Below are 20,976 nucleotides of genomic sequence, written 5' to 3'. Positions count from 1 at the left end.
GTGTGCCGGGGTCGTGCGGCTAGGCCGTCGGGAAGGTGATCTTCCAGCTGTTGATCCTGCCGACGTCCTGCGCCGCCTGGTCCTGGACCTTCAACTGCCAGGTCCCGTTGGCGACTTCGGTTGAGGCGTTGACCGTGTAGGGCTCGGTGACGTTGTCCGCCGAGTCCGAGGAGCTGAACGGCTTGAGGCGGTACGTCGAGCCGTCCGGCGCCACCAGGTCGACGACCAGGTCGCCGCGCCAGGTGTGGGTGATGTTCGGCGTCACGATCAAGTTGGACGGGGCGTTTCCGGCCTGGCCGGAAACAGTTATCGAGGAGGTGACAGCGGCCCCGTTGTCCGGAATCGATACCGCGGTCGTGTTCTCGAAGGACGTGCCGCCGCCCCCGCCGCCCGGCCGGGCACCGACGTTGATGCCGGCCCAGGCGTTCTGCACGGCCGTGTACTCGGCGCTGGTGGTGCCGTACAGCTCACCCGCGACCGCCAGCGTGCCGGTGCGCGCCGCCGCGTAGTTGGTCGTGGTGGTGAACTTGGTGGTGAGCGCCTTGAACCAGATCAGCGCGGCCTTGTCGCGGCCGATGCCGGTGACCGGCAGACCGTCGGAGGTCGGCGAGTCGTACGCGACGCCGTTGACGGTCTTGGCGCCGCTGCCCTCGCTGAGCAGGTAGAAGAAGTGGTTCGCCGGCCCCGAGGAGTAGTGGACGTCCACCGACCCGATCCCCGAGTACCAGCTGTCCTTGGACGCGCCGTCCTTGCTCGGCTTGTCCATGTACCGCAGCGGGGTGCCGTTGCCGTTGATGTCGATCTTCTCGCCGACCAGGTAGTCACCGACGTCGGAGGAGTTCCCGGCGTGGAACTCGACGGCCGCCGCGAAGATGTCGGAGGTCGCCTCGTTCAGACCGCCCGACTCACCGCTGTAGACGAGGCCCGCGGTGTTCGCGGTCACGCCGTGCGTCATCTCGTGCGCGGCCACGTCGATCGACGTCAGCGGCTTGGCGTTGCCCGAGCCGTCGCCGTACGTCATGCAGAAGCAGGAGTCCTGCCAGAAGGCGTTGACGTAGTTGTTGCCGTAGTGGACCCGGGAGTACGCGCCGACGCCGTCACCGCGGATACCCGTGCGGCCCTGCACGTTCTTGTAGTAGTCCCAGGTCAGCGCGGCCCCGTAGTGGGCGTCCGCGGCGGCCGTCTCCAGGTTCGAGGCGGCGCCGTTGCCCCACACGTCGTCCGGGCCGGAGAAGAGCGTGCCGGTGCCGGACGTACCGCGGTTCAGGTTGTTCGTCCTGTGGTTCCCGCGGGTGGTGTCCGTGAGGTTGTACGTCGACCCGGACTGGGCGCTGCCGAGCGCCACCGAGCCGCTGTACTGGGTGTTGCCGGTGCCGTTGTCGACGCCCTGATACTCGAAGAGCTTCTTGCCGGTCGCTGCGTCCGTGATGACGTGCAGCTCGTTCGGGGTGCCGTCGTGCTGGAGGCCCCCGACGACCGTCTCGTACGCGAGCGTCGGCTTGCCGCTCGCCGCCCAGATCACCTTGCGGGCCCCGTCGGCCTCGGTCTTCTTCGAGCCCTCCGCCGAGGCCGCCTTGAGCGCCTGCTTCTCGGCGACCGCCGGCTTCACGGCGGCGCTGGTCGTGAGCCCCTTGAGCTGGGCACGCACCGCCCGCGTGACGCCCTCCGTCTCGCCTGACTTGGCGGTTTCGACGACCAGGTCGCCGCCGAGGACCGGGAGTCCGGCGTAGGTGCGCTCGTAGCGCGTGTGGACCGTGCCGTCCGCGTCCTTGACGACGTCACGGACGACGAGCTTCTCCTGCGCGCCCAGGCCGAGTTCGGCCGCGGTGTCCGTCTTCGCGGAGTCGGCGTCGCGGATCAGCGCGGCGCGCTGGGCGGGGGAGAGCTTGACCGCCAGGGAACCCTTGTCGAGCTGGCCCGGGGCGGGTGGGGCGTCGGCGGTCGCGGCGCCGGTCTGGACGGCCGCGGCGAGCAGGGCGGCGACGGCGACGAGCGCGCCGGCTGCCGCCTTGCGGGGGATGGGACGGGCGGTGGGTCTGTGGGAGGTGCGCTTCAACACGGACTCCTTCTGCGTGGCCACGAACGCGTGGCCAGGGGGGACCGGACGGTCGAGAGCCGTCCGGGCAGAACAAGACGGAACGCAGAACCACGTGCGGGTGGGGCCACTTGCGTGCAGAGCCGAGCACCACGCCACAGCGATTTCTGTGAGGTTGCTGTGAGGTGGTCGTGGGAAGGGTGGCAGGGAATGGGCACGTCTGTCAGGGGCGCGACAGGAAGTTGGCCGGAAAGCCTCCGTTGTCCGGAGGGTCATGTTCGGTATGCGGACCGTTCGCCGTGCCACGAGTTCCACAGCGCCGCGTAGGCGCCGCCGGCCGCCACCAACTCCTCGTGGGTGCCGAGTTCGGTGATGCGGCCCTCCTCCATCACGGCCACCCGGTCCGCGTCGTGCGCGGTGTGCAGACGGTGCGCGATGGCGATGACGGTCCGCCCTTCGAGCACGGCGGCCAGCGCGCGCTCCGTGTGGCGTGCGGTGGCCGGGTCGAGCAGCGCCGTGGCCTCGTCGAGGATCAGGGTGTGCGGGTCGGCGAGCACCACCCGGGCCAGGGCCAGTTGCTGGGCCCGCGAGCCGTCCGCGACGGGCGCACCTCCCCGCGGCCGGGCGTGAGCGGCGGCCGGGGGACGGCCGCCGGGGCCCAGCTCCGTGTCGAGCCCGTCCGGCAGTTCCCCGGCCCAGTCGTCGGCGCCGACCGCCGCCAGCGCGGCCCACAACGCCGCGTCGTCGGCGGCCGGATCGGCGATGAGCAGGTTGTCGCGGACCGCGCCCAGGAACACGTGGTGCTCCTGGGTGACGAGCACGACCTGCCGCCGCAGCTGCTCCGGGTCCAGGGCGGCGACCGGCACCCCGCCGACCGTCACCGTGCCGGAGCCCGGCACGTCGATGCCCGCGAGCAGCCGGCTCAGGGTCGTCTTCCCGGCGCCGGAGGGACCCACCACGGCCAGCCGCTCGCCGGGCCGTACGGTCAGGTCGACCCCGCGCAGCACCTCACCGCCGCGGTCGTACGCGTACCGCACCCGCCGCACGTCGATCCGGTCGTCCGCCGGGACGGGGGACTTCGACGGCGATCCCGATGCCGATGCCGCTGCCGATCCCAATGCCGATCCCAATGCCGATCCCAATGCCGAGTCCGTTGCCGATTCCGACGGCGACCCCGCCGGTCCGCTCCTCGGGGCCCGGGCGAGGCCCTCCACCCGCGCGAACGACGCGCCGCTGGCCTGCAGTTGCTCCACCCGCATCAGGATCGTGTCGAGCGGCGACTCCAGCTGGCGCAGATACAGGGCCGCAGCCACCACGGCGCCCACGCTCATCGCGCCCCGCGCGTGCAGGGCGCCGCCCACCATCAGGACGACGGCCACGGGCAGGACGTTCGAGATCTCCACGGACAGGAAGAACACCGACCGCAGGTTCAGCGTGTGCATCCGGGTACGGCGGGACGCGTCGAGGGCGTCCCGGCTCGCGGTGACGCGCCGCCGTTGCAGCCCGAACGCCTCGACCGTGCGCGCGCCGGACGTGGTGGCCGAGACGATCTCGGCGACCTCCGAGGTGGCGGCGCCCTCGGCGAGGTAGGCGGGGCGGGCCCGGCGCAGATACCACCGCAGGGCGAACCAGATACCGGCCTGGGCGAGCACCGCGCAGCCGCCGAGCAGCGGATCGAGGGCGAAGACCGCGCCGATGAGGAACAGCGCCTGCACCGAGGAGATCAGCAGTTCGGGCCCCGCGTCGCGCAGGGTCGTGCCCACCGCGGCGACGTCGGCGGTGCCGCGGGCCGTGAGATCGCCGGTGCCCGCCCGCTCCACGACGGACGCGGGCAGGGCCAGCGCCCGGTCGACGAACTCCTCGCGCACCCGCGCCAGCGTCCGCTCCCCGAACCGGTGCCCCACGAACCGGGCGGCCCGCGCCAGCAGCAACTGGGCGGGCGCGCACACCACGATGACGAGCGCCAGCCGGTCCACGACGGCGACCCCGGCACCGGCCCTGACCTCGTCGATGATGCGGCCGAGCAGCCAGGGGCCGGCCAGCCCGGCAGCGGCGGCCAGCGCGTTCAGGACGAGCACGGCGGCGAAGGCGCGGCCGTCCGCGCGGATCAGCCGGGCCGCGGCGGCCCGCACGTCGGCCGGTTCTGCGACCGGCAACTGCGTGCTCATCGCACGGCCCCTTCAGGCTCTTGCGCGTCGCGCGCGCCGGTCTTCCCGGCCTCCCCGCCGTCCGGGGCCGCGTCGCGGGCCACCAGCGCCCGGTATCCCGGCTCCCTGTCGAGGAGTTCGCGATGTCCGCCGACGGCCGCGACCTCGCCGTCGACCAGGTAGTACACGGTGTCCGTCTGGTCGAGCACGAGCGGCGAGGTGCTGGTGACGAGGGTCGTACGGCCTCTGCGCGCGGCCCGCAGCCGGGCGGCGACCGCGGCCTCGGTGTGCGCGTCGAGCGCCGAGGTGGGCTCGACCGCGAGCAGCACCTCGGGGTCGGCGAGCAGGGCCCGCGCGAGACGTACGCGCTGCCGCTGGCCCCCGGAGAGGCTGCGGCCCTGCGCGTCCACGGCCGAGTCGAGCCCGTCGGGCAGCCCGAGCACGATGTCGTCCGCGACGGCCGCGTGCACGGCCCTGCCGACGGCCGCGTCGTCGGCGCCGTCCAGGTCCGGGCGGCCGGCGAGCAGTTCGCGCAGGGTGCCCGCGAACAGGTCGGCCTCGTGGTCGGCGACCAGGACGCGCTCCCGTATGCGCGGCAGGGCGATCGCGTCGAGCCGCACACCGCCCCAGGTGGCCGCCGACTCGGTGTAGCGGCCGAGCCGGTCGACCACGGCGGCGGACTCCGCGGGACGGGCACCGACCAGCGCGGTCAGCGCGCCCGGCACCACCCGCACCCCGGACTGCGGATCGTGCAGCACGGCGGGCTCCGCCGGGGCGTCCAGTGAGAGGTGCGCAGCCGAGTCGCCGGAGGAGCCGTCCGATATCAAGGGCTCCAGGGCCAGGAAACGTACGACGCGCCGGGCGGCCACCACGCCCCGGCTGATCTGGTACCCGCACTCGACGAAGAACGCCACCGGGCCCACGAGGACCGCCGCGTAGCCGTACACGGACACCAGCTCGCCGACGGTGAGCGTGCCCTGGGCGGCGAGCCGGGCCGCCAGCCAGGTCACCACGGCCAGGAACATGGTCGGCAGCCCCACCCCGAGCGCCTGCAGCCAGCTGGTCACGGACCCGACCCGGTACCCCTGGTCCCGCAGCAGTCGCGAGTCCCGGCGGAAGGCGTCGGCGAACAGCCCCTTCCCGCCGAGGCCGTTGAGGACCCGCAGCCCGCCCGCGAGGTCCCCGATCCGCGCGGTCAGCGTGCCCTGCAGCTCGCGGTACTCGGTCTCCGTGCCGCGCAGCCGCCCCATCAGGGGGCCGATGAGCACGACGATCACCGGGATGCCGATCAGGACCACCGCGGCCAGCGGCGGCGAGACCGACAGCAGCAGCCCCGCCACGACGACGTAGGCGGCGACCGAGCCGACGCCGGGCCCCACGACGGTCAGGGCCCCGCTGATGGTCAGTACGTCACCGACGCCGATCGTGACGACCTCGCCGGTGCCGGTCTGCCGGGACAGCCCGGCGCCCAGCCGGGTCGCCTGCCCGACGACGAGCTTCACCGAGCGGAAGTTGGCGTCCATCCGGACCTTGGTCATCGTGCGGTGGCGCAGGACGCCCACCACGGCGTTGAACACGCCGAGGCCCAGCAGCGCGGCCGACCAGCCGGCGAGCGCCACCCGGTCGCCCGGCTCCAGCCCGTCGTCGATCGCCCGGGACAGCAGATACGGCGTCAGCGCGATGAGCACCAGCCAGACGGTGGCCAGCACCGCGCCCGCCGCCGACCGCCCCGGCTGCCGGGTGACCAGCCACCACAGGTACCGGCCGCCGCCCCGCAGATCCGGCACGCCGGGATCCTCGTACGCGAAGCGCTCCAGACGGCTCAGCCGCTCGGGACCGCCCCGCTCGGGACCGCCCCGCTCGGGACCGCCGCGCTCGGGACCGACCTGCTCCGGACCGACCCGTTTCAGGGTCACTCGGCGTGTCCCTGCACGAGGCTGTCCCGCCAGGCCTGGTGCAGGTCCGCGAACCGGCCCGTGTCCGTGATCAGCCGGTCGGGGCTGCCGTCCTCGACGATGCGGCCGTGCTCCATGACGAGGACCCGGTCGGCGATCTCGACCGTCGACAGCCGGTGGGCGATGACCACCGCCGTACGGCCGCGCAGGACCGTGTGCATGGCCCGCTGGACGGCCCGTTCGCCCGGCACGTCCAGCGAACTGGTGGCCTCGTCGAGGATCAGGACCGCCGGGTCGGCCAGCAACGCCCGCGCGAACGCGACCAGTTGGCGCTGACCGGCCGAGATGCGCCCGCCCCTCTTGCGTACGTCCGTGTCGTAGCCGTCCGGCAGGGAGCTGATGAAGTCATGGGCGCCGATGGCCTTCGCGGCCCGCTCGATGTCCTCGCGGGAGGCGTCGGGGCGGCCGATGGCGATGTTCTCGGCGACCGTGCCGGAGAACAGGAAGGCCTCCTGCGTCACCATCACCACCCCGCGCCGCAGTTCGGGCACCGACAGCTCGCGCAGGTCCACGCCGTCGAGGAGGACGCGGCCCGTCGTGGGGTCGTAGAAACGGGCCAGGAGCTTGGCGAGCGTCGACTTGCCCGCGCCCGTGGAGCCGACCACGGCGACGGTCTGGCCCGCCGGCAGCGTCAGCGAGAAAGAGGGCAGCACCTCGCCGCCCGTCCGGTACGCGAACCGCACGTCGTCGAACACGACCTCCCGGCCCGGCAGTTCGGAGGCGGGAGCGGGCAGCGCACGGGGCCGCTCGGGCTCCGGCACCGAGGGCACCTGGGCCAGCAGCCCCGCGATCTTCTCCATCGAGGCCGCCGCCGACTGGTACGAGTTGAGGAACATGCCGAGCCGGTCGATCGGGTCGTACAGGCGCCGCAGATAGAGCACCGCCGCCGCCAGCACGCCCAGCGCGAGGGAACCGGACGCCACCCGGTACGCGCCCCACAGCACGATCCCCGCGACCGCCGTGTTGGCGACCAGGCGGGAGCCGACGACATAGCGGGCCATCTCCAGGATGGCGTCGCCGTTGACGCGCTCGTGACGGCTGTTGAGCGCGTGGAAGGCCGAGTCGTTGACGGCCTCGCGGCGGAAGGCGCGCACGGGCCTGATGCCGTTCATCGTCTCCGCGAACTTCACGATGACCGCGGCGATGGCGGTCGAGCGGACGGCGAAGATCCGCCCGGCGCGGTGCCGGTAGAGCCGGATGAGCAGGTACAGCGGCATGAACGAGGCGACGGCGACCGCGCCGAGGCCCAGGTCCAGCCAGAGCAGCATCGCGGAGATGTAGACGAAGGACAGGATGACGGTGATGAGCTCCTGGAGGCCCTCGCTGAGCAGTTCGCGCAGCGACTCGACGTCCGTCGTGGAGCGGGAGATGAGCCGGCCCGAGGTGTAGCGCTCGTGGAAGTCGACGCTGAGCGCCTGCGCGTGCCGGAAGATCCTGCCGCGCAGGTCCAGCAGGACGTCCTGGTTGACACGGGCCGAGGTGAGGACGAAGCCCCACTGGAGGGCGCCGGCCGCCACCGAGCACAGCGCGTACGCGGCGGCCACCGCGATCAGCGGGCCGTTGTCGTCGGCGCGGAAGGCCGGTACGGCACGGTCGATCGCGTACGCCACGAGCATCGGGCCCGCCTGCACCGCCGCCTGCTGGAGCAGCAGGAGGACCGCCGCGAGGACGACGCGGCCCTTCATCGGCGCGAGCAGGGAGCGCAGGAGGGCGGCCGTGGCGCGCGGGGGAGCGGGCAGGGCGTCGCGGTCGAAGGGGTCGCCGTCCTGGGGCGGCGGGGCCGCCGACCGGTCCTTGCCGCCGTCTGCCGGCGCGGTGGTCGTGGGCGCCGTCATCGGTTCTCCCTTTCGGTCTTCTCTGTCCTTCCCGACATCAGCCAGGCGTACTCCGCGCTCGTACGCAGCAGTTCGTGGTGGGTGCCGACGGCGGTGATCCGGCCCCCGGAGAGCAGGGCGACGCGGTCGGCGAGCAGGACCGTGGACGGGCGGTGGGCCACGACCAGGGCGGTCGTCCCGGCGAGGACGCGGCGCAGGGCCGCCTCGACCAGGGCCTCCGTGTGGACGTCCAGGGCGGAGAGCGGGTCGTCCAGGACGAGGAAGCGGGGGTTGCCGACGACCGCGCGCGCCAGGGCCAGGCGCTGGCGCTGGCCGCCGGAGAGGCTGAGGCCCTGCTCGCCGACCTCGGTGTCCGTCCCGTGCGGCAGCGCGTGGACGAAGTCCGCCTGCGCGACGGCCAGGGCGCGGGCCAGGTCGGCCTCGCCCGCGGTGTCCGGGGCGCCCATCAGGACGTTCTCGCCGACACCCGCGGAGAAGAGGGTGGGCTCCTCGAAGGCGACCGCGACCAGGGCGCGCAGCTCGTCCCGGGGCATCGCGGTGATGTCCGCGCCGTCCAGCGTGATCCGGCCCGCGGTGACCTCGTGCAGCCGGGGGACGAGCGCGGTCAGCGTGGTCTTGCCGGAGCCCGTACCGCCCACGAGGGCCATGGTCTCGCCGTGGCGTATGTGCAGATCGATCCGGTCGAGCACGGGAACGCTGCCGCTCTCCGCGTCGGGATACCGGAACCGCACCCCTTCGAACCGGAGCCCGCCGGTCGTGGACTCAGGGCCGCCCGGGAGCACTTCGGCACGCGCCGCGCCCGACTCCGGTGCGGCGTCCGATTCCGGCATGGCGTCCGACTCCGGTGTCGCGTCCATGACTTCGAAGTACCGTTCCGTGGCCGTCGCCGCCTCCTGGCTCATGGCCAGCAGGAAGCCGATCGACTCGACGGGCCAGCGCAGGGCGAGGGCCGTGGACAGGAACGCGACGAGTGTGCCGGCCGACAGGGAACCGTCGGCCACCTGCACCGTGCCCAGCACCAGGGCCGCGCCGATGGCGAGTTCGGGCAGGGTCGTGATGGCGGCGAAGATACCGGCGAGCAGGCGCGCCTTGGCCAGCTCCGTGCCGCGCAGTGTCCGGGAGAGCTCCCGGAACGCGAGGGCCTGGCTGCGATGGCGGCCGAACCCCTTGATGATCCGGATGCCGAGCACGCTCTCCTCGACGAGCGTCGTCAGATCGCCGACCTGGTCCTGTGCCTGCCGCGCGACCCGCGAGTACCGCTTCTCGAAGAGCCAGCAGACGACCATCACGGGCAGGGCGGGCGCGAGCAGCACGAGTCCGAGCGTCCAGTCCTGGGCCAGCATGATCAGGACGCCCACGAGGATCGTCACCGAGTTGACCAGCAGGAACGTCAGCGGGAACGCCAGGAACATCCGCAGCAGCATCAGATCCGTCGTGCCCCGGGACAACAACTGCCCCGACGGCCAGCGGTCGTGGAAGGCGATGGGCAGCCGCTGCAGATGCCGGTACAGATCGGCCCGCATCGCCGCCTCGACCCCGGCGAGCGGCCGGGCGACCAGCCACCGCCGGAGTCCGAAGAGCACCGCCTCCGCGACCCCGAGCAGCAGCAGGTACAGCGCGCCGAGCCACACCCCGCCCGTGCTCCGGTCGGCCACCGGCCCGTCCACGATCCACTTCAGGACGAGCGGGATCACCAGCCCCGTACAGGAGGCGACCACCGCGACGACGGCCGCCGCGGCCAGCCGTGCGCGCACGGGCCGCACGTAAGGCCACAGCCGCAGCAGGCTGCGTACGGCGGAACGGCTCTCGGCGGGCTCGGTCCCATCGGTTCCCTCGGCGGCGGCGGGCGCAGGTGTGGTTGGCATCAGCAGCGAGCCTACGTTTCGGCACTGACAACACCCAGCGAGTTTTGGCCGGTCCGGGGGCCGGGAGCCGTCCTAGGCGGTCGGGTACGGGAGCAGGGTCGCCGCCGTCCTCTCCCAGGCCGCCTTCAGCTCGGCGAGCAGCTCCGGCCGGTCCGAAGCCAGATCGGCCTGTTCGCGGGAGTCGGCGGCGAGGTTGTAGAGATGGTCCTGGCCGCTCTCGTCCCGGTAGTACTTCCAGTCGCCGCGCCGCAGCGCCCGGTTGGCCCGTACCCGCCAGAACAGGTCGCGCTCCGGCGGCTCCTCGCCCTTCAGCAGGTATCCGGCGAGGCTGGTGCCGTCCAGCGGGTACGCCGGGTCGGGCCGGGCGCCGCCCACCTCCAGCAGGGTCGCGGTCCAGTCGGGGGAGAAGTTGGGCTCGTGGCTGACCTGGCGGCCGTCGATGCGGGCCGGCCAGCGCACGATCGTCGGCACCCGGATACCGCCTTCGAGGAGCACGAACTTCTCCCCGCTGAGCGGCCAGTTGTAGGAGTAGCGCTCGCCGCCGTTGTCGCTGGCGAACAGCACCAGCGTGTTCTCCTCCTGCCCCGAGCGCCGCAGCGCTGTGAGCACTTCGCCGACGGCCGCGTCCAGGCTCTCCACCATCTGCGTGTACTTCTCGACCGAGCCGCCGTCGAAGTGGTTGAGCGCCCGGGAGACCTCCCCCTGGTTCTTGGCCGTCCTGATCTTCGCGGCGATCTCGGCGCCGGTCTCCGCGTCGTCCTCGGCGAGCCAGGGCCAGTGCGGGGTGGTGAAGTTGAGGTTCAGCAGCCAGGGTTTGTCGTGGTCGCGCCCGACGTACTCCACCGCCCGCTCGGTGAGCACCTCGGTGTAGTAGCGCAGGTCCTTGTACTGGGCGTCGCCCTCGTAGAGGTCGTAGTCGCCGAGCTGCCCGAGCTTGGAGAAGTACTCCAGTACACCGCCGAAGTTGCCGAAGAACTCGTCCCAGCCGGACTTGGTGGGGCTGTGGTCGGGCAGCCAGCCGCAGTGCCACTTGCCGATCAGCGCGTTGGAGTAGCCCGCTTTCTTCAGCAGGGAGGCGAGGGTGGGGTGGTTCGGGTCGAGCCCCTGCGCCTTGTTCGCGATCGGCTCGGCGAGCCCGCCGGGCGTACGGCCCGGGTAGCGCCCGGTGTAGAGGCTGAACCGGGTCGGCGAGCAGGTCGCGGACCCGGAGTACGCGTCGGTGAACCGCACCCCCTGCCGGGCGAGCCGGTCCAGGTGGGGCGTCCTGATGTGCGGGGCGCCGTACGAGGAGAGGTCGGCCCAGCCGAGGTCGTCACCGAGGATGACCAGGATGTTGGGGCGCCGGCCGGCCGCGGCGCCGGAGGGCCGGGCCCTGAACGGCTGTTCGGCGGGGACCGCGGCGGCATCGGTGGCCGTGGCGGCGGTGGTGGCGACGGCGGTCACCGCACCACCGCCGACGAGCCCACCGAAGGTACGACGGGATATTTCAGGCATACGGGATCCTCGGATGTGTGGCGGCCCGGACCGGGACGCGAAAGGGGAAGCCCAGAAGGCAGAGGTCAGCTACGAGCGCGGGGCGGACACGGGCTCAGCGACAGATGGCGCTGGACTGCCGGCACAGATCGACATGGCGCCGCTCCACGAGCGCGACACACGCGCACGGGTGATCAGCGGTCGGCCTCATGACAAGGGACGTTCCCAGTGAGGCACCTGGGACGTCAAGGACGTGTCCGGATCGCGGAAGCCACCCTGTGCCCCGCCTGTGGAGGGCGCCCGCTCAGTCCGCCACCCGCAACAGCAGCACCGCCCGCGCCGGCACGGTGATCGTCGTGCCCGCCCGGTGCGCCACCGCGGGCGCGGCCGACTGCTCCTCCCGCGACGTGTCGACGACGACCTCGTACGACCGGGCCCACGGCGGCCCCGGCAGGGCGAAGGCCGCGGGTCTGTCGCCCGCGTGCAGCACCGCGAGGAAGCTGTCGTCCGTCACGGGCGCGCCCCGCGCGTCCCGCCCCGGGATGTCCCGCCCGGACAGGAACATGCCGAGGGTGCCGGCGGGCGCGTACCAGTCCCGTTCCGTCATCTCCGTGCCGTGCGCGGTGAACCACGCCAGGTCCCGCAGCCCGTCGGCCGAATGGGCGCGCCCGGAGAAGAAGGCGCGCCGCCGCAGCACGGGATGTGCGTGGCGCAGGGCGATCAGCCGGGACGTCAGGTCGAACAGGGCCCGCCAGCCGGGGTCGTCCAGCAGGCTCCAGTCGAGCCAGCTGATCTCGTTGTCCTGGCAGTACGCGTTGTTGTTGCCGCCCTGGGTGCGCCCCAGTTCGTCGCCCGCGACCAGCATCGGGACGCCCGTGGAGAGCAGCAGCGTGGTCAGCAGGTTACGCAGCTGGCGGCGCCGCAGAGCACGGATCCGGGCGTCCTCGGTCTCTCCCTCGGTCCCGCAGTTCCAGGCCCGGTTGTCGTCCGTGCCGTCCCGGTTCCCCTCGCCGTTGGCCTCGTTGTGCTTGCGCTCGTACGACACCATGTCCCGCAGGGTGAAACCGTCGTGGGCGGTCACGAAGTTCACCGAGGCGTACGGCCGCCGCCCGCCCCACGCGTACAGGTCGCTCGACCCCGACAGCCGGTACCCGAGATCCCGTACGTCCGGCAGCGCACCCCGCCAGAAGTCCCGTACGGCATTGCGGTAGCGGTCGTTCCACTCCGTCCACAGCGGGGGGAAGGCGCCCACCTGGTAGCCGCCGGAGCCGACGTCCCACGGCTCGGCGATCAGTTTCACGCGGCGCAGCACCGGGTCCTGCGCGATGACGGCCAGGAACGGGGACAGCATGTCGACGTCGTGCATGGACCGGGCGAGCGCCGCAGCGAGGTCGAAGCGGAAGCCGTCGACGCCCATCTCCGTCACCCAGTAGCGCAGCGAGTCCGTGATCAGGCGCAGCACGTGCGGCTGGACGACGTGCAGGGTGTTGCCGCAGCCCGTGTAGTCCGCGTACCGCCGGGCGTCGTCCTGCAGCCGGTAGTAGCCGCGGTTGTCGATCCCGCGCAGCGACAGCGTCGGCCCCAGCTCGCTCGCCTCGGCGGTGTGGTTGTAGACCACGTCGAGGATGACTTCTATCCCGGCGGCGTGCAGCGCGCGCACCATGCGCTTGAACTCGCCGACCTGCTGGCCGTTGGTCCCGGCGGCCGCGTATCCGGCGTGCGGGGCGAAGTAGCCGATCGAGTTGTAGCCCCAGTAGTTCTTCATGTCCCGGCGCAGCAGATGGTCCTCGTGCGCGAACTGGTGCACCGGCAGCAGCTCCACGGCCGTCACGCCGAGCGCCACCAGGTGCTCGATCGCCGCCGGATGCGCCAGCCCGGCGTACGTGCCCCGCAGTTCCTCGGGGATCCCCGGGTGCAGCTTGGTGAAGCCCTTGACGTGCAGCTCGTAGATGACGGAGTCCGCCCAGGGCGTCTTCGGGCGCCGGTCGTCCGCCCACTCGTCACCGGGGGTGTCGTCGTGGACGACCACCCCCTTGGGGACGTACGGCGCCGAGTCCCGGTCGTCGCGCACGGTGTCCGCGACGTGCTGCTGCGGCCAGTCGCGCACATGCCCGTACACCTCGGGCGGCAGACTCCCGAACTCGTCGCGTCCACCGCCGTCCACGGCACGGGCGTACGGGTCCAGGAGCAGCTTCGCGGGGTTCCAGCGGGCGCCGGTCCATGGGTCCCAGCGGCCGTGCACCCGGAAGCCGTACCGCTGTCCGGGCCGCACCCCGGGCACGAAACCGTGCCAGATCTCATGGGTCAGCTCGGTCAGCGGCACCCGGACCTCGACGCCGTCGCCCTCCCGCGTTCCCCGGCCGCCCCCGTCGTCGGGCGTGCCGAAAAGACACAGCTCGACCGACTCGGCCCCGCCCGCCCACAACGCGAAGTTGGTGCCCGAGACCCCGTCGGGCCCCGTCCGGTAGCGCGCCCCGAGCGGGGTCGGCGCACCCGGCCACACGGCGACGCCCGGCGCCGCGCGCGCCGTGCCGTTCACCGTGGGGGCCGCCTGCGCGGGCAATCCCCCGCCGAGGGCACGCCCCTCCCGCGCGGCCTCCCGCACTGCCTCCTGCTCGGCTGCGCTCGACACCCTGGGCCCTCCCGCGGCTCGGTCGGAGCGGCACGAGGAGGACCGCGGCGTCCCGGCCGCGGTCTCCTGTCGCGTCGTCCTCCCCCCTGTTCTGCCCAGAGCCGGGCTCGCACTCACGTTTCCTGAGGCGGAGGCCGAACAGGGGCACGGAAAGCGAGGCGCGCCGCGCGCCGCCCCGCACCCGCCGAACGGACCCACTTCCCCGGGGCACGCTCCGTCGTTGGGTCCCACGTGATGCACGCACAGACGCGCGCGGGGCGCGCAGGGGCCGCGCTGGCCGCCGTACTGACATGGGCGGGCCTGCTGGCCGCGGCCGCGGGATGCACCTCGCACGGGGTGGACGAGATGCTCGGCAAACCCCGCTCGCCCGAGGAGGCGATCCGGGTCTCCCCGGACGACGGGAGGAAGGCCGTACAGCCCGAGGAGGGCCTGAAGGTACGGGTGCCGGCCGGACGGCTGGAGTCCGTGAAGGTCGTCAGGTCCCAGGACGCCCAGGAGTTCCCGGTGCCCGGCACGATCGGCCCGGACGGCGCGACCTGGCGGCCCGACGACCCCAAGCTCGCGCTGGCCGCCAAGTACACGGTGGACGCGGTCGCGCTCGACGCCCACGGCCGGCGGGTGGCACGGCACGTGACGTTCACGACGTACGTCCCCGACGAGCGGTTCATCGGCTACGTCATGCCGGAGAACCGCTCCACGGTGGGCACCGGCATGATCGTGTCCCTGGAGTTCAACCGCGAGATCGAGAACCGGGCGGCCGTGGAGCGCGCGATCCGCGTGACCTCCGTACCGAAGACGGAGATCGCCCCGCACTGGTTCGGCGCGGACCGCCTCGACTTCCGGCCCGAGACCTACTGGAAGCCCGGCACCAAGGTCACCGTCGGCCTGCGGCTGCGGGACGTGGAAGCGGCCCCCGGCGTGTACGGACTGCAGTACAAGTCCTTCTCCTTCACGGTCGGCCGCAGCCAGACCAGCGTCGTCGACGCGGCGGCCCACACCATGCGGGTGACCCGCGACGGCGAGCTCCTGTCCACGGTGCCGATCACCGCGGGAGCGCCCGGGAACACCACCTACAACGGGAAGATGGTGGTCACCGAGATGCTGGAGGTGACCCGGATGAACGGGGCCACCGTCGGCTTCAAACGGGCCGACGGCAAGGGCGAGTACGACATCCCCGACGTCCCGCACGCGATGCGCCTCACCTCCTCCGGGACCTTCCTGCACGGCAACTACTGGGCCAAGGGCGTGTTCGGCACGGCCAATGTCAGCCACGGCTGCGTGGGACTGCGCGATGTGCAGGGCGGCAGCTCCGCGACCCCGGCGGGCTGGTTCTTCGACCGCAGCCTCATCGGCGACGTCGTCGAGGTCGTCCGCAGCAATGACAAGAAGGTCGCTCCCGACAACGGCCTCGGTGGGTGGAACATGGGCTGGAAAGCCTGGAAAGCGGGCTCAGCGGTGAAGTAGCCCGACATAGGGGTACGCACAGGTAAGGCCCCGGACGCGCTCCCGGCTCCAGCAGTTGGGACTGAACGGTGACATTCCCGGGAGGTCATCCCTCCCGGCAGTGTGATTAATTAGCGCGATGCGTGCGCGGGACGCGCCGTAGTACGGGCCTGAACAGGCCGTGCGAGGGGAGAACGAACTTGAACGGGCGACCGATATCGGGGGCGTCGGTTGGCGCGCGGACACGAAGTGGCAAAGGGGCCCTGGCACTTGTGCTGGGGGTGCTGCTGCTCCTCGTGACCGCGTGCGGCGGAGGAGGCGGGGACTCGGACACCGGGTCCGGCGGCGACAAGGGCAAGGATTCCGGCCAGGCGGACACCAAGGTCTCGCAGGCGGTCGTGACCATAGCGCCGAAGGACGGCGCCGACGCCGTCAAGACCAGCGGCGCGCTCAAGGTGACGGCCGCCAAGGGCAAGTTGACCGAGGTCAAGGTCGAGGACACCAAGGGCAACCCGGTCGAGGGGAAGATCACCGGCGGGGGCACCAGCTGGACGCCCGCCGCGCATCTCGCGGCCTCGACCAAGTACAAGGTCCACGCGGTGGCGAAGGACTCCGCGGGCCGTGAGGCCGCCGAGGAGTCCGCGTTCACCACGCTGACCCCGAAGAACACGTTCGTCGGCATCTTCACGCCCGAGGACGGTTCCAAGGTCGGCGTCGGCATGCCCTTCTCGGTGCGCTTCACCCGGGGCATCACGCACCCCGAGGACATCGAGAAGGCGATAAAGATCAAGACCGAGCCGGCGGTCGACGTCGAGGGCCACTGGTTCGGCAACGACCGCCTCGACTTCCGCCCGGAGAAGTACTGGAAGTCCGGCACGAAGGTCACCGTCACCCTGAACCTCGACGGCGTCGAGGGCAGGCCGGGCGTCTACGGCGAGCAGGCCAAGACCGTGAAGTTCACGATCGGCCGCAGCCAGGTCTCCACCGTCGACGTCAAGACCAAGAAGATGACCGTCAAGCGCGACGGCAAGGTCATCAAGACCATCCCGGTCACGACGGGCAAGGCCGGTTACGAGACCTGGAACGGCCAGATGGTCATCAGCGAGCGCCTCCGGGTGACCCGTATGAACGGCGAGACGGTCGGCTACGGCGGCGAGTACGACATCAAGGACGTGCCCGACGCGATGCGGCTTTCCAACTCGGGCACCTTCATCCACGGCAACTACTGGGGCGGCGACGCCTTCGGCAACTACAACGCCAGCCACGGCTGCATCGGCCTGCGCGACCAGCGCGGCGGCGGTGACCGGGGTGCCCCGGCCGCGTGGTTCTTCGACCGCTCGATCGTCGGCGACGTGGTGATCGTGAAGAACTCCAACGACCGGATCATCGACCCGGACAACGGACTCAACGGCTGGAACATGTCGTGGGAGAAGTGGAAGGCGTGACGTCCCCGGGGCGGGGGCGCCGTCGACCACGGCGCCCCCGCCCCTGACTTCTCACCGCAGGGACTGTACGGCCCCGGTGTGCTCTGTGACGGAGCACACCGGGGCCGTTCCCGTTAGCCTTCGTTAACCTCCTCCCATGACCGTCACTCTCGAAGTCGCCGAAGGCGTCGGCACGATCCGCCTCGACCGCCCGCCCATGAACGCGCTGGACGTCGCCACCCAGGACCGGCTCAAGGAACTCGCCGAGGAGGCCACCCGCCGCGAGGACGTGCGGGCGGTGATCCTCTACGGCGGCGAGAAGGTGTTCGCGGCGGGCGCGGACATCAAGGAGATGCAGGCCATGGACCACGCGGCGATGGTCGTACGCTCCCGGGCCCTCCAGGACTCCTTCACCGCCGTGACCCGTATCCCCAAGCCGGTCGTCGCCGCGGTCACCGGTTACGCGCTGGGCGGCGGCTGCGAACTGGCGCTGTGCGCCGACTTCAGGATCGCCGCGGACAACGCCAAGCTGGGCCAGCCGGAGATCCTCCTCGGTCTGATCCCGGGCGCCGGCGGCACGCAGCGCCTGTCCCGGCTGATCGGCCCCTCCCGCGCGAAGGACCTCATCTTCACCGGCCGCATGGTCAAGGCCGACGAAGCCCTGACGCTCGGCCTGGTCGACCGGGTCGTCCCGGCCGCCGACGTGTACACCGAGGCGCACGCGTGGGCCGCGAAACTCGCGCAGGGTCCCGCGCTCGCGCTGCGCGCGGCCAAGGAGTCCGTCGACGTCGGTCTGGAGACGGACATCGAGACCGGGCTCGCGGTCGAACGCACGTGGTTCGCGGGCCTGTTCGCGACGGAGGACCGGGAGGCGGGGATGCGGAGCTTCGTCGAGGAGGGGCCGGGCAAGGCGAAGTTCCGCTGACGCGGCGGCTGTTGGATTACTGCCCCCGGTCCACTTGCTGTTGACGCGATGTCTCACCCGTGCGCGTGGAGATTCCCTCGAAGGAGCGGTTTGGCCGACCCTTCGAGGCAGGCTCAGCTGTCCTCGCCCCTCGCCTCGGGCGATTGCCCCCAACGGCCCTGTCCGCGCAGGTCAGATGGGGTGTATGGGCCACTGTGATGCCTACGGCATATGTCGATCGGATGATGCGGAACAATGGGTTCCGGGGGGCGTATTCCTCCGGAACACCCCCGGAGAAGCCCCTTCGGGGGTCATGATGGGGGCATGGCGGGGCTGGAGGGTATCGAACAGCCGCGGCGGCACGGGAGTGCGACCGCGGCGCGCTGGTCGCCTGCTGTCGAGGACGAACACGCGCTGAAGGCACTGGAACTCTTCGGCAACCCCACCGAGGCCGAGGTGCCGCTGCCGTCCCGGCCGGAGTCCGCGGCCACGGCGCGCCGGCTCACCCAGGTCGTGGTGCTCCGCCAGTGGGGGCTCTCCCCGAAGATGACCGAGGACGCGGTGCTCCTGGTCTCGGAACTCGTGGGCAACGCGGTGCGGCATACCGGGGCGCGGGTGTTCGGGCTGCGGATGCGGCGCCGGCGGGGGTGGATCCGGGTCGAGGTCCGTGATCCCTCACGGGGGTTGCCCTGTCTGATGCCGGTCCAGGACATGGACGTCAGCGGCCGGGGCCTGTTCCTCGTGGACAAACTGTCCGACCGCTGGGGGGTGGACCTGCTGCCCCGGGGCAAGACGACATGGTTCGAGATGCGGGTGGCGGACCGCTAGGGCTTTCCGAGGAAAACCCCACGGCAACCCCGCCCGCGGACACGCCGCCGTACGAGTGACGGTCCGCTTGCGGAGCACCCCGCGCCGAGATCGTGCTCGCATGATCACACCCCGCTGGAAGCGATACGCCGCCACCCTCGCCTTCACCCTGACGGCAGTCCTCACCACCTCCGCCGCCACGCCCCCCACCCAGCCCCCGACGAAGTCGGCGGCCGCTGCCCCCGCCTGCCCCCAGTACGCAGACCCCGTCCACGCCGCCGCGGACCACCGCGTGGACGTCGACCGCATCACCCCGGACCCCGCCTGGCGCACCGGCTGCGGCACGCTCTACCGCAGCGACGGCCGCGGCCCGTCGGTCGTCTTCGAACAGGGCTTCCTGCCGAAGGACGTCGTCAACGGCCAGTACGACATCGAGCAGTACGTCCTGGTCAACCAGCCCTCCCCGTACGTCTCCACGAGCTACGACCACGACCTCTACAAGACGTGGTGGAAGAGCGGCTACAACTACTACATCGACGCCCCGGGCGGCGTGGACGTCAACAAGACCATCGGCGACACCCACAAGTGGGCCGACCAGGTCGAGGTCGCCTTCCCGGGCGGTATCGCGCGGCAGTACATCATCGGCGTCTGCCCCGTCGACAAGAAGACCAAGACCGAGATCATGAGCGACTGCGAGAGCAACCCGCACTACGAGCCCTGGCACTGACCGGCCCCCGCGCCCACCGAGGGGTTCGCCCGGGTGGTCGCCGCGTCGCGCCCAGGAGCGGAACGTTAATCTGACCTCGTCAGTGAAGCACCACGAAGGGGCGGGTCCGGTGGCGGACATCGAGGAAGCACGCAAGGCGTTCGAGCGCATCGACGTGGACGGGGACGGCTACATCACCGCCGCCGAGTTCAAGAAGGCCCTGGCCCAGGGCGGGGACTGGAACGTCACCGACTCGGTGGCCGAGGCCGTCATCGGCGCCCAGGACCTCAACGGCGACAAGCTGCTCTCGTTCGACGAGTTCTGGGCCCACGTCAACAGGTGACCTGAGCGACGACAGGGGCGCCCACCGGTTCACGGCGGGCGCCCCTTCGTCGTGTTCGCCCATCCGGGGGGCTGTCCGGAATAACCCGATCCGGGCCCGGGTTGGTACAGCCCGGCAGGAGTCACCCACCCCTCGAAGGGCGAGTCCCACATGAAGATCGGCATCGTCGGAGCAGGGAACATCGGCGGGAACCTCACCCGGCGCCTCACCGCGCTCGGGCACGACGTGTACGTGGCCAACTCCCGCGGCCCGCAGACCCTCACCGCGCTGGCGGAGGAGACCGGAGCCACCCCCGTCAGCGTCGAGGAGGCCCCCCGGGGCGCCGAGGTCGTCGTCGTGACGATCCCCCTCAAGGCGATCCCCGACCTGCCGTCCGGCCTGCTGGACCAGGCGGCCGACGGGGTCACCGTCATCGACACCGGCAACTACTACCCGCAGCGGGACGGCAGGATCGCCGCGATCCTGGACGAGGGTCTGACGGAGTCCCGCTGGACGGCCCAGCACCTCGGCCACACGGTCGTCAAGGCCTTCAACGGCACCTACGCCCAGGACATCCTGGACCGCCCCCGCCCGGCCGGCGCCCCCGACCGCATCGCCCTCCCGGTGGCGGCCGACGACGCGCGTGCGAAGCAGGTCGTACGCGCCCTCATCGAAGAACTCGGCTTCGACACCGTGGACTCGGGCACCCTCGACGACTCCTGGCGCCAGCAGCCCGGCACCCCCGTCTACGGCCTCCGGGAGGGCGTCGACGGAGTGACGAAGGCCCTGGCGGAGGCGTCACGGGAACGTACGCCCGACTTCACCGCATGAGACCCGTGCCCCACAGCTAGACGATCTCCAGCGGCAGGTGCGGCCCGGCCGGCAGTTCGACCTCGACGGGGTCGCCGGGCCGCACCGGCCCACCCGTGACCACGACACCCATGATCCCGGACCGCACCAGGACCTTCCCGTCCTCGCCGCGCCCCACGACCTGCTTCATCAGCCCCTTCCGGAAGGTGTCGATCTGCGCACAGGGATTGCGCAGCCCGGTGACCTCCACGACGGCCTCGTCCCCGAGCCGCAGCAGGGTCCCGACCGGCAGCCCCAGCAGATCGATGCCCCGGGTGGTGACGTTCTCCCCAAGCTCCCCGGCCGCGACCTCGAACCCGGCGTCCCGGACCTCGTCGAACAGCTCCTCGTGGATGAGGTGCACCTGCCGCAGATTCGGCTGCGAGGGATCCTTCCGCATCCGGAACCGATGCTTCACGGTGACCCCGGCATGCACATCACCCTCGACCCCGAGCCCCGCGAGCAGCGTGATGCTCTCGCGATTCGGCTTGCTGAACGAGTACACGCCATTGCTGCTCACCGCAACGACACTCCCACCCATACCGCGCAGCTCCCCTCGTCCTCGCGGTTGCCGTCGAA

General features: G+C 71.8%; 16 protein-coding genes. 7 read left to right on the top strand and 9 right to left on the bottom strand.

Annotated features, from left to right (window positions below):
* Positions 1 to 19: 19 nt before the first annotated feature.
* From IE278_RS29435 to glgX, 8 genes are all read right to left on the bottom strand, one after another.
* Complete coding sequence (locus IE278_RS29435) at positions 20 to 2,056, bottom strand: M4 family metallopeptidase (RefSeq protein WP_373312106.1); 2,037 nt, start codon at positions 2,054 to 2,056, stop codon at positions 20 to 22.
* Positions 2,057 to 2,307: 251 nt separating this feature from the next.
* Positions 2,308 to 4,203, bottom strand: a complete 1,896-nt coding sequence (locus IE278_RS29430) for an ABC transporter ATP-binding protein (RefSeq protein ID WP_189776286.1) — start codon at positions 4,201 to 4,203, stop codon at positions 2,308 to 2,310.
* Positions 4,200 to 5,999 (bottom strand): ABC transporter ATP-binding protein, encoded by a 1,800-nt coding sequence (locus IE278_RS29425; RefSeq protein ID WP_246570811.1) that lies wholly within the window; start codon positions 5,997 to 5,999, stop codon positions 4,200 to 4,202. Before IE278_RS29425 ends, IE278_RS29430 begins: the two co-directional genes overlap by 4 nt.
* A 95-nt stretch (positions 6,000 to 6,094) precedes the next feature.
* A complete protein-coding gene (locus IE278_RS29420) occupies positions 6,095 to 7,972 on the bottom strand; it encodes an ABC transporter ATP-binding protein (protein ID WP_189776285.1) in 1,878 nt (625 codons plus the stop codon).
* Positions 7,969 to 9,837: an ABC transporter ATP-binding protein gene (locus tag IE278_RS29415; RefSeq protein WP_189776284.1), complete on the bottom strand. Its 1,869-nt coding sequence runs from the start codon at positions 9,835 to 9,837 to the stop codon at positions 7,969 to 7,971. Before IE278_RS29415 ends, IE278_RS29420 begins: the two co-directional genes overlap by 4 nt.
* Positions 9,838 to 9,909: 72 nt before the next feature.
* Complete coding sequence (locus IE278_RS29410) at positions 9,910 to 11,331, bottom strand: sulfatase family protein (protein ID WP_189776283.1); 1,422 nt, start codon at positions 11,329 to 11,331, stop codon at positions 9,910 to 9,912.
* A gap of 94 nt (positions 11,332 to 11,425) precedes the next feature.
* The gene (locus IE278_RS43290) at positions 11,426 to 11,521 is read right to left on the bottom strand and encodes a putative leader peptide (protein ID WP_356545132.1); all 96 of its coding nucleotides are present in this window, start codon (positions 11,519 to 11,521) and stop codon (positions 11,426 to 11,428) included.
* A gap of 93 nt (positions 11,522 to 11,614) precedes the next feature.
* Positions 11,615 to 13,942, bottom strand: coding sequence for a glycogen debranching protein GlgX (gene glgX, locus IE278_RS29405; RefSeq protein WP_189776282.1), 2,328 nt, complete (start codon positions 13,940 to 13,942; stop codon positions 11,615 to 11,617).
* Positions 13,943 to 14,173: 231 nt separating this feature from the next.
* On the opposite strand from glgX, the gene IE278_RS29400 reads away from it, so the two are divergent.
* From IE278_RS29400 to IE278_RS29370, 7 genes are all read left to right on the top strand, one after another.
* Positions 14,174 to 15,406 carry a L,D-transpeptidase gene (locus IE278_RS29400; RefSeq protein ID WP_189776281.1) on the top strand — a complete coding sequence of 411 codons (1,233 nt, stop codon included), beginning with the start codon at positions 14,174 to 14,176 and terminating at the stop codon, positions 15,404 to 15,406.
* Between the two features lie 179 nt (positions 15,407 to 15,585).
* A complete protein-coding gene (locus tag IE278_RS29395; RefSeq protein ID WP_189776280.1) occupies positions 15,586 to 16,830 on the top strand; it encodes a L,D-transpeptidase in 1,245 nt (414 codons plus the stop codon).
* 136 nt (positions 16,831 to 16,966) lie between these two features.
* Positions 16,967 to 17,734: an enoyl-CoA hydratase/isomerase family protein gene (locus IE278_RS29390; RefSeq protein ID WP_189776279.1), complete on the top strand. Its 768-nt coding sequence runs from the start codon at positions 16,967 to 16,969 to the stop codon at positions 17,732 to 17,734.
* Between the two features lie 303 nt (positions 17,735 to 18,037).
* A complete protein-coding gene (locus tag IE278_RS29385; RefSeq protein WP_107021845.1) occupies positions 18,038 to 18,541 on the top strand; it encodes an ATP-binding protein in 504 nt (167 codons plus the stop codon).
* A gap of 100 nt (positions 18,542 to 18,641) precedes the next feature.
* Positions 18,642 to 19,247 (top strand): ADP-ribosyltransferase, encoded by a 606-nt coding sequence (locus IE278_RS29380; protein ID WP_189776278.1) that lies wholly within the window; start codon positions 18,642 to 18,644, stop codon positions 19,245 to 19,247.
* Positions 19,248 to 19,356: 109 nt separating this feature from the next.
* A complete protein-coding gene (locus tag IE278_RS29375) occupies positions 19,357 to 19,569 on the top strand; it encodes an EF-hand domain-containing protein (protein WP_189776303.1) in 213 nt (70 codons plus the stop codon).
* 150 nt (positions 19,570 to 19,719) lie between these two features.
* Positions 19,720 to 20,379, top strand: coding sequence for an NADPH-dependent F420 reductase (locus tag IE278_RS29370; RefSeq protein WP_189776277.1), 660 nt, complete (start codon positions 19,720 to 19,722; stop codon positions 20,377 to 20,379).
* A 16-nt stretch (positions 20,380 to 20,395) separates the two neighbouring features.
* Here IE278_RS29370 and IE278_RS29365 read toward each other — a convergent pair whose 3' ends face one another.
* Positions 20,396 to 20,938: an MOSC domain-containing protein gene (locus IE278_RS29365; RefSeq protein ID WP_189776276.1), complete on the bottom strand. Its 543-nt coding sequence runs from the start codon at positions 20,936 to 20,938 to the stop codon at positions 20,396 to 20,398.
* Positions 20,939 to 20,976 lie beyond the last annotated feature (38 nt).

This window comes from Streptomyces tauricus (genome assembly GCF_014650955.1).
Taxonomy (GTDB): Bacteria; Actinomycetota; Actinomycetes; order Streptomycetales; family Streptomycetaceae; genus Streptomyces; species Streptomyces tauricus.
This window is presented reverse-complemented; position numbering and strand designations above follow the sequence as displayed.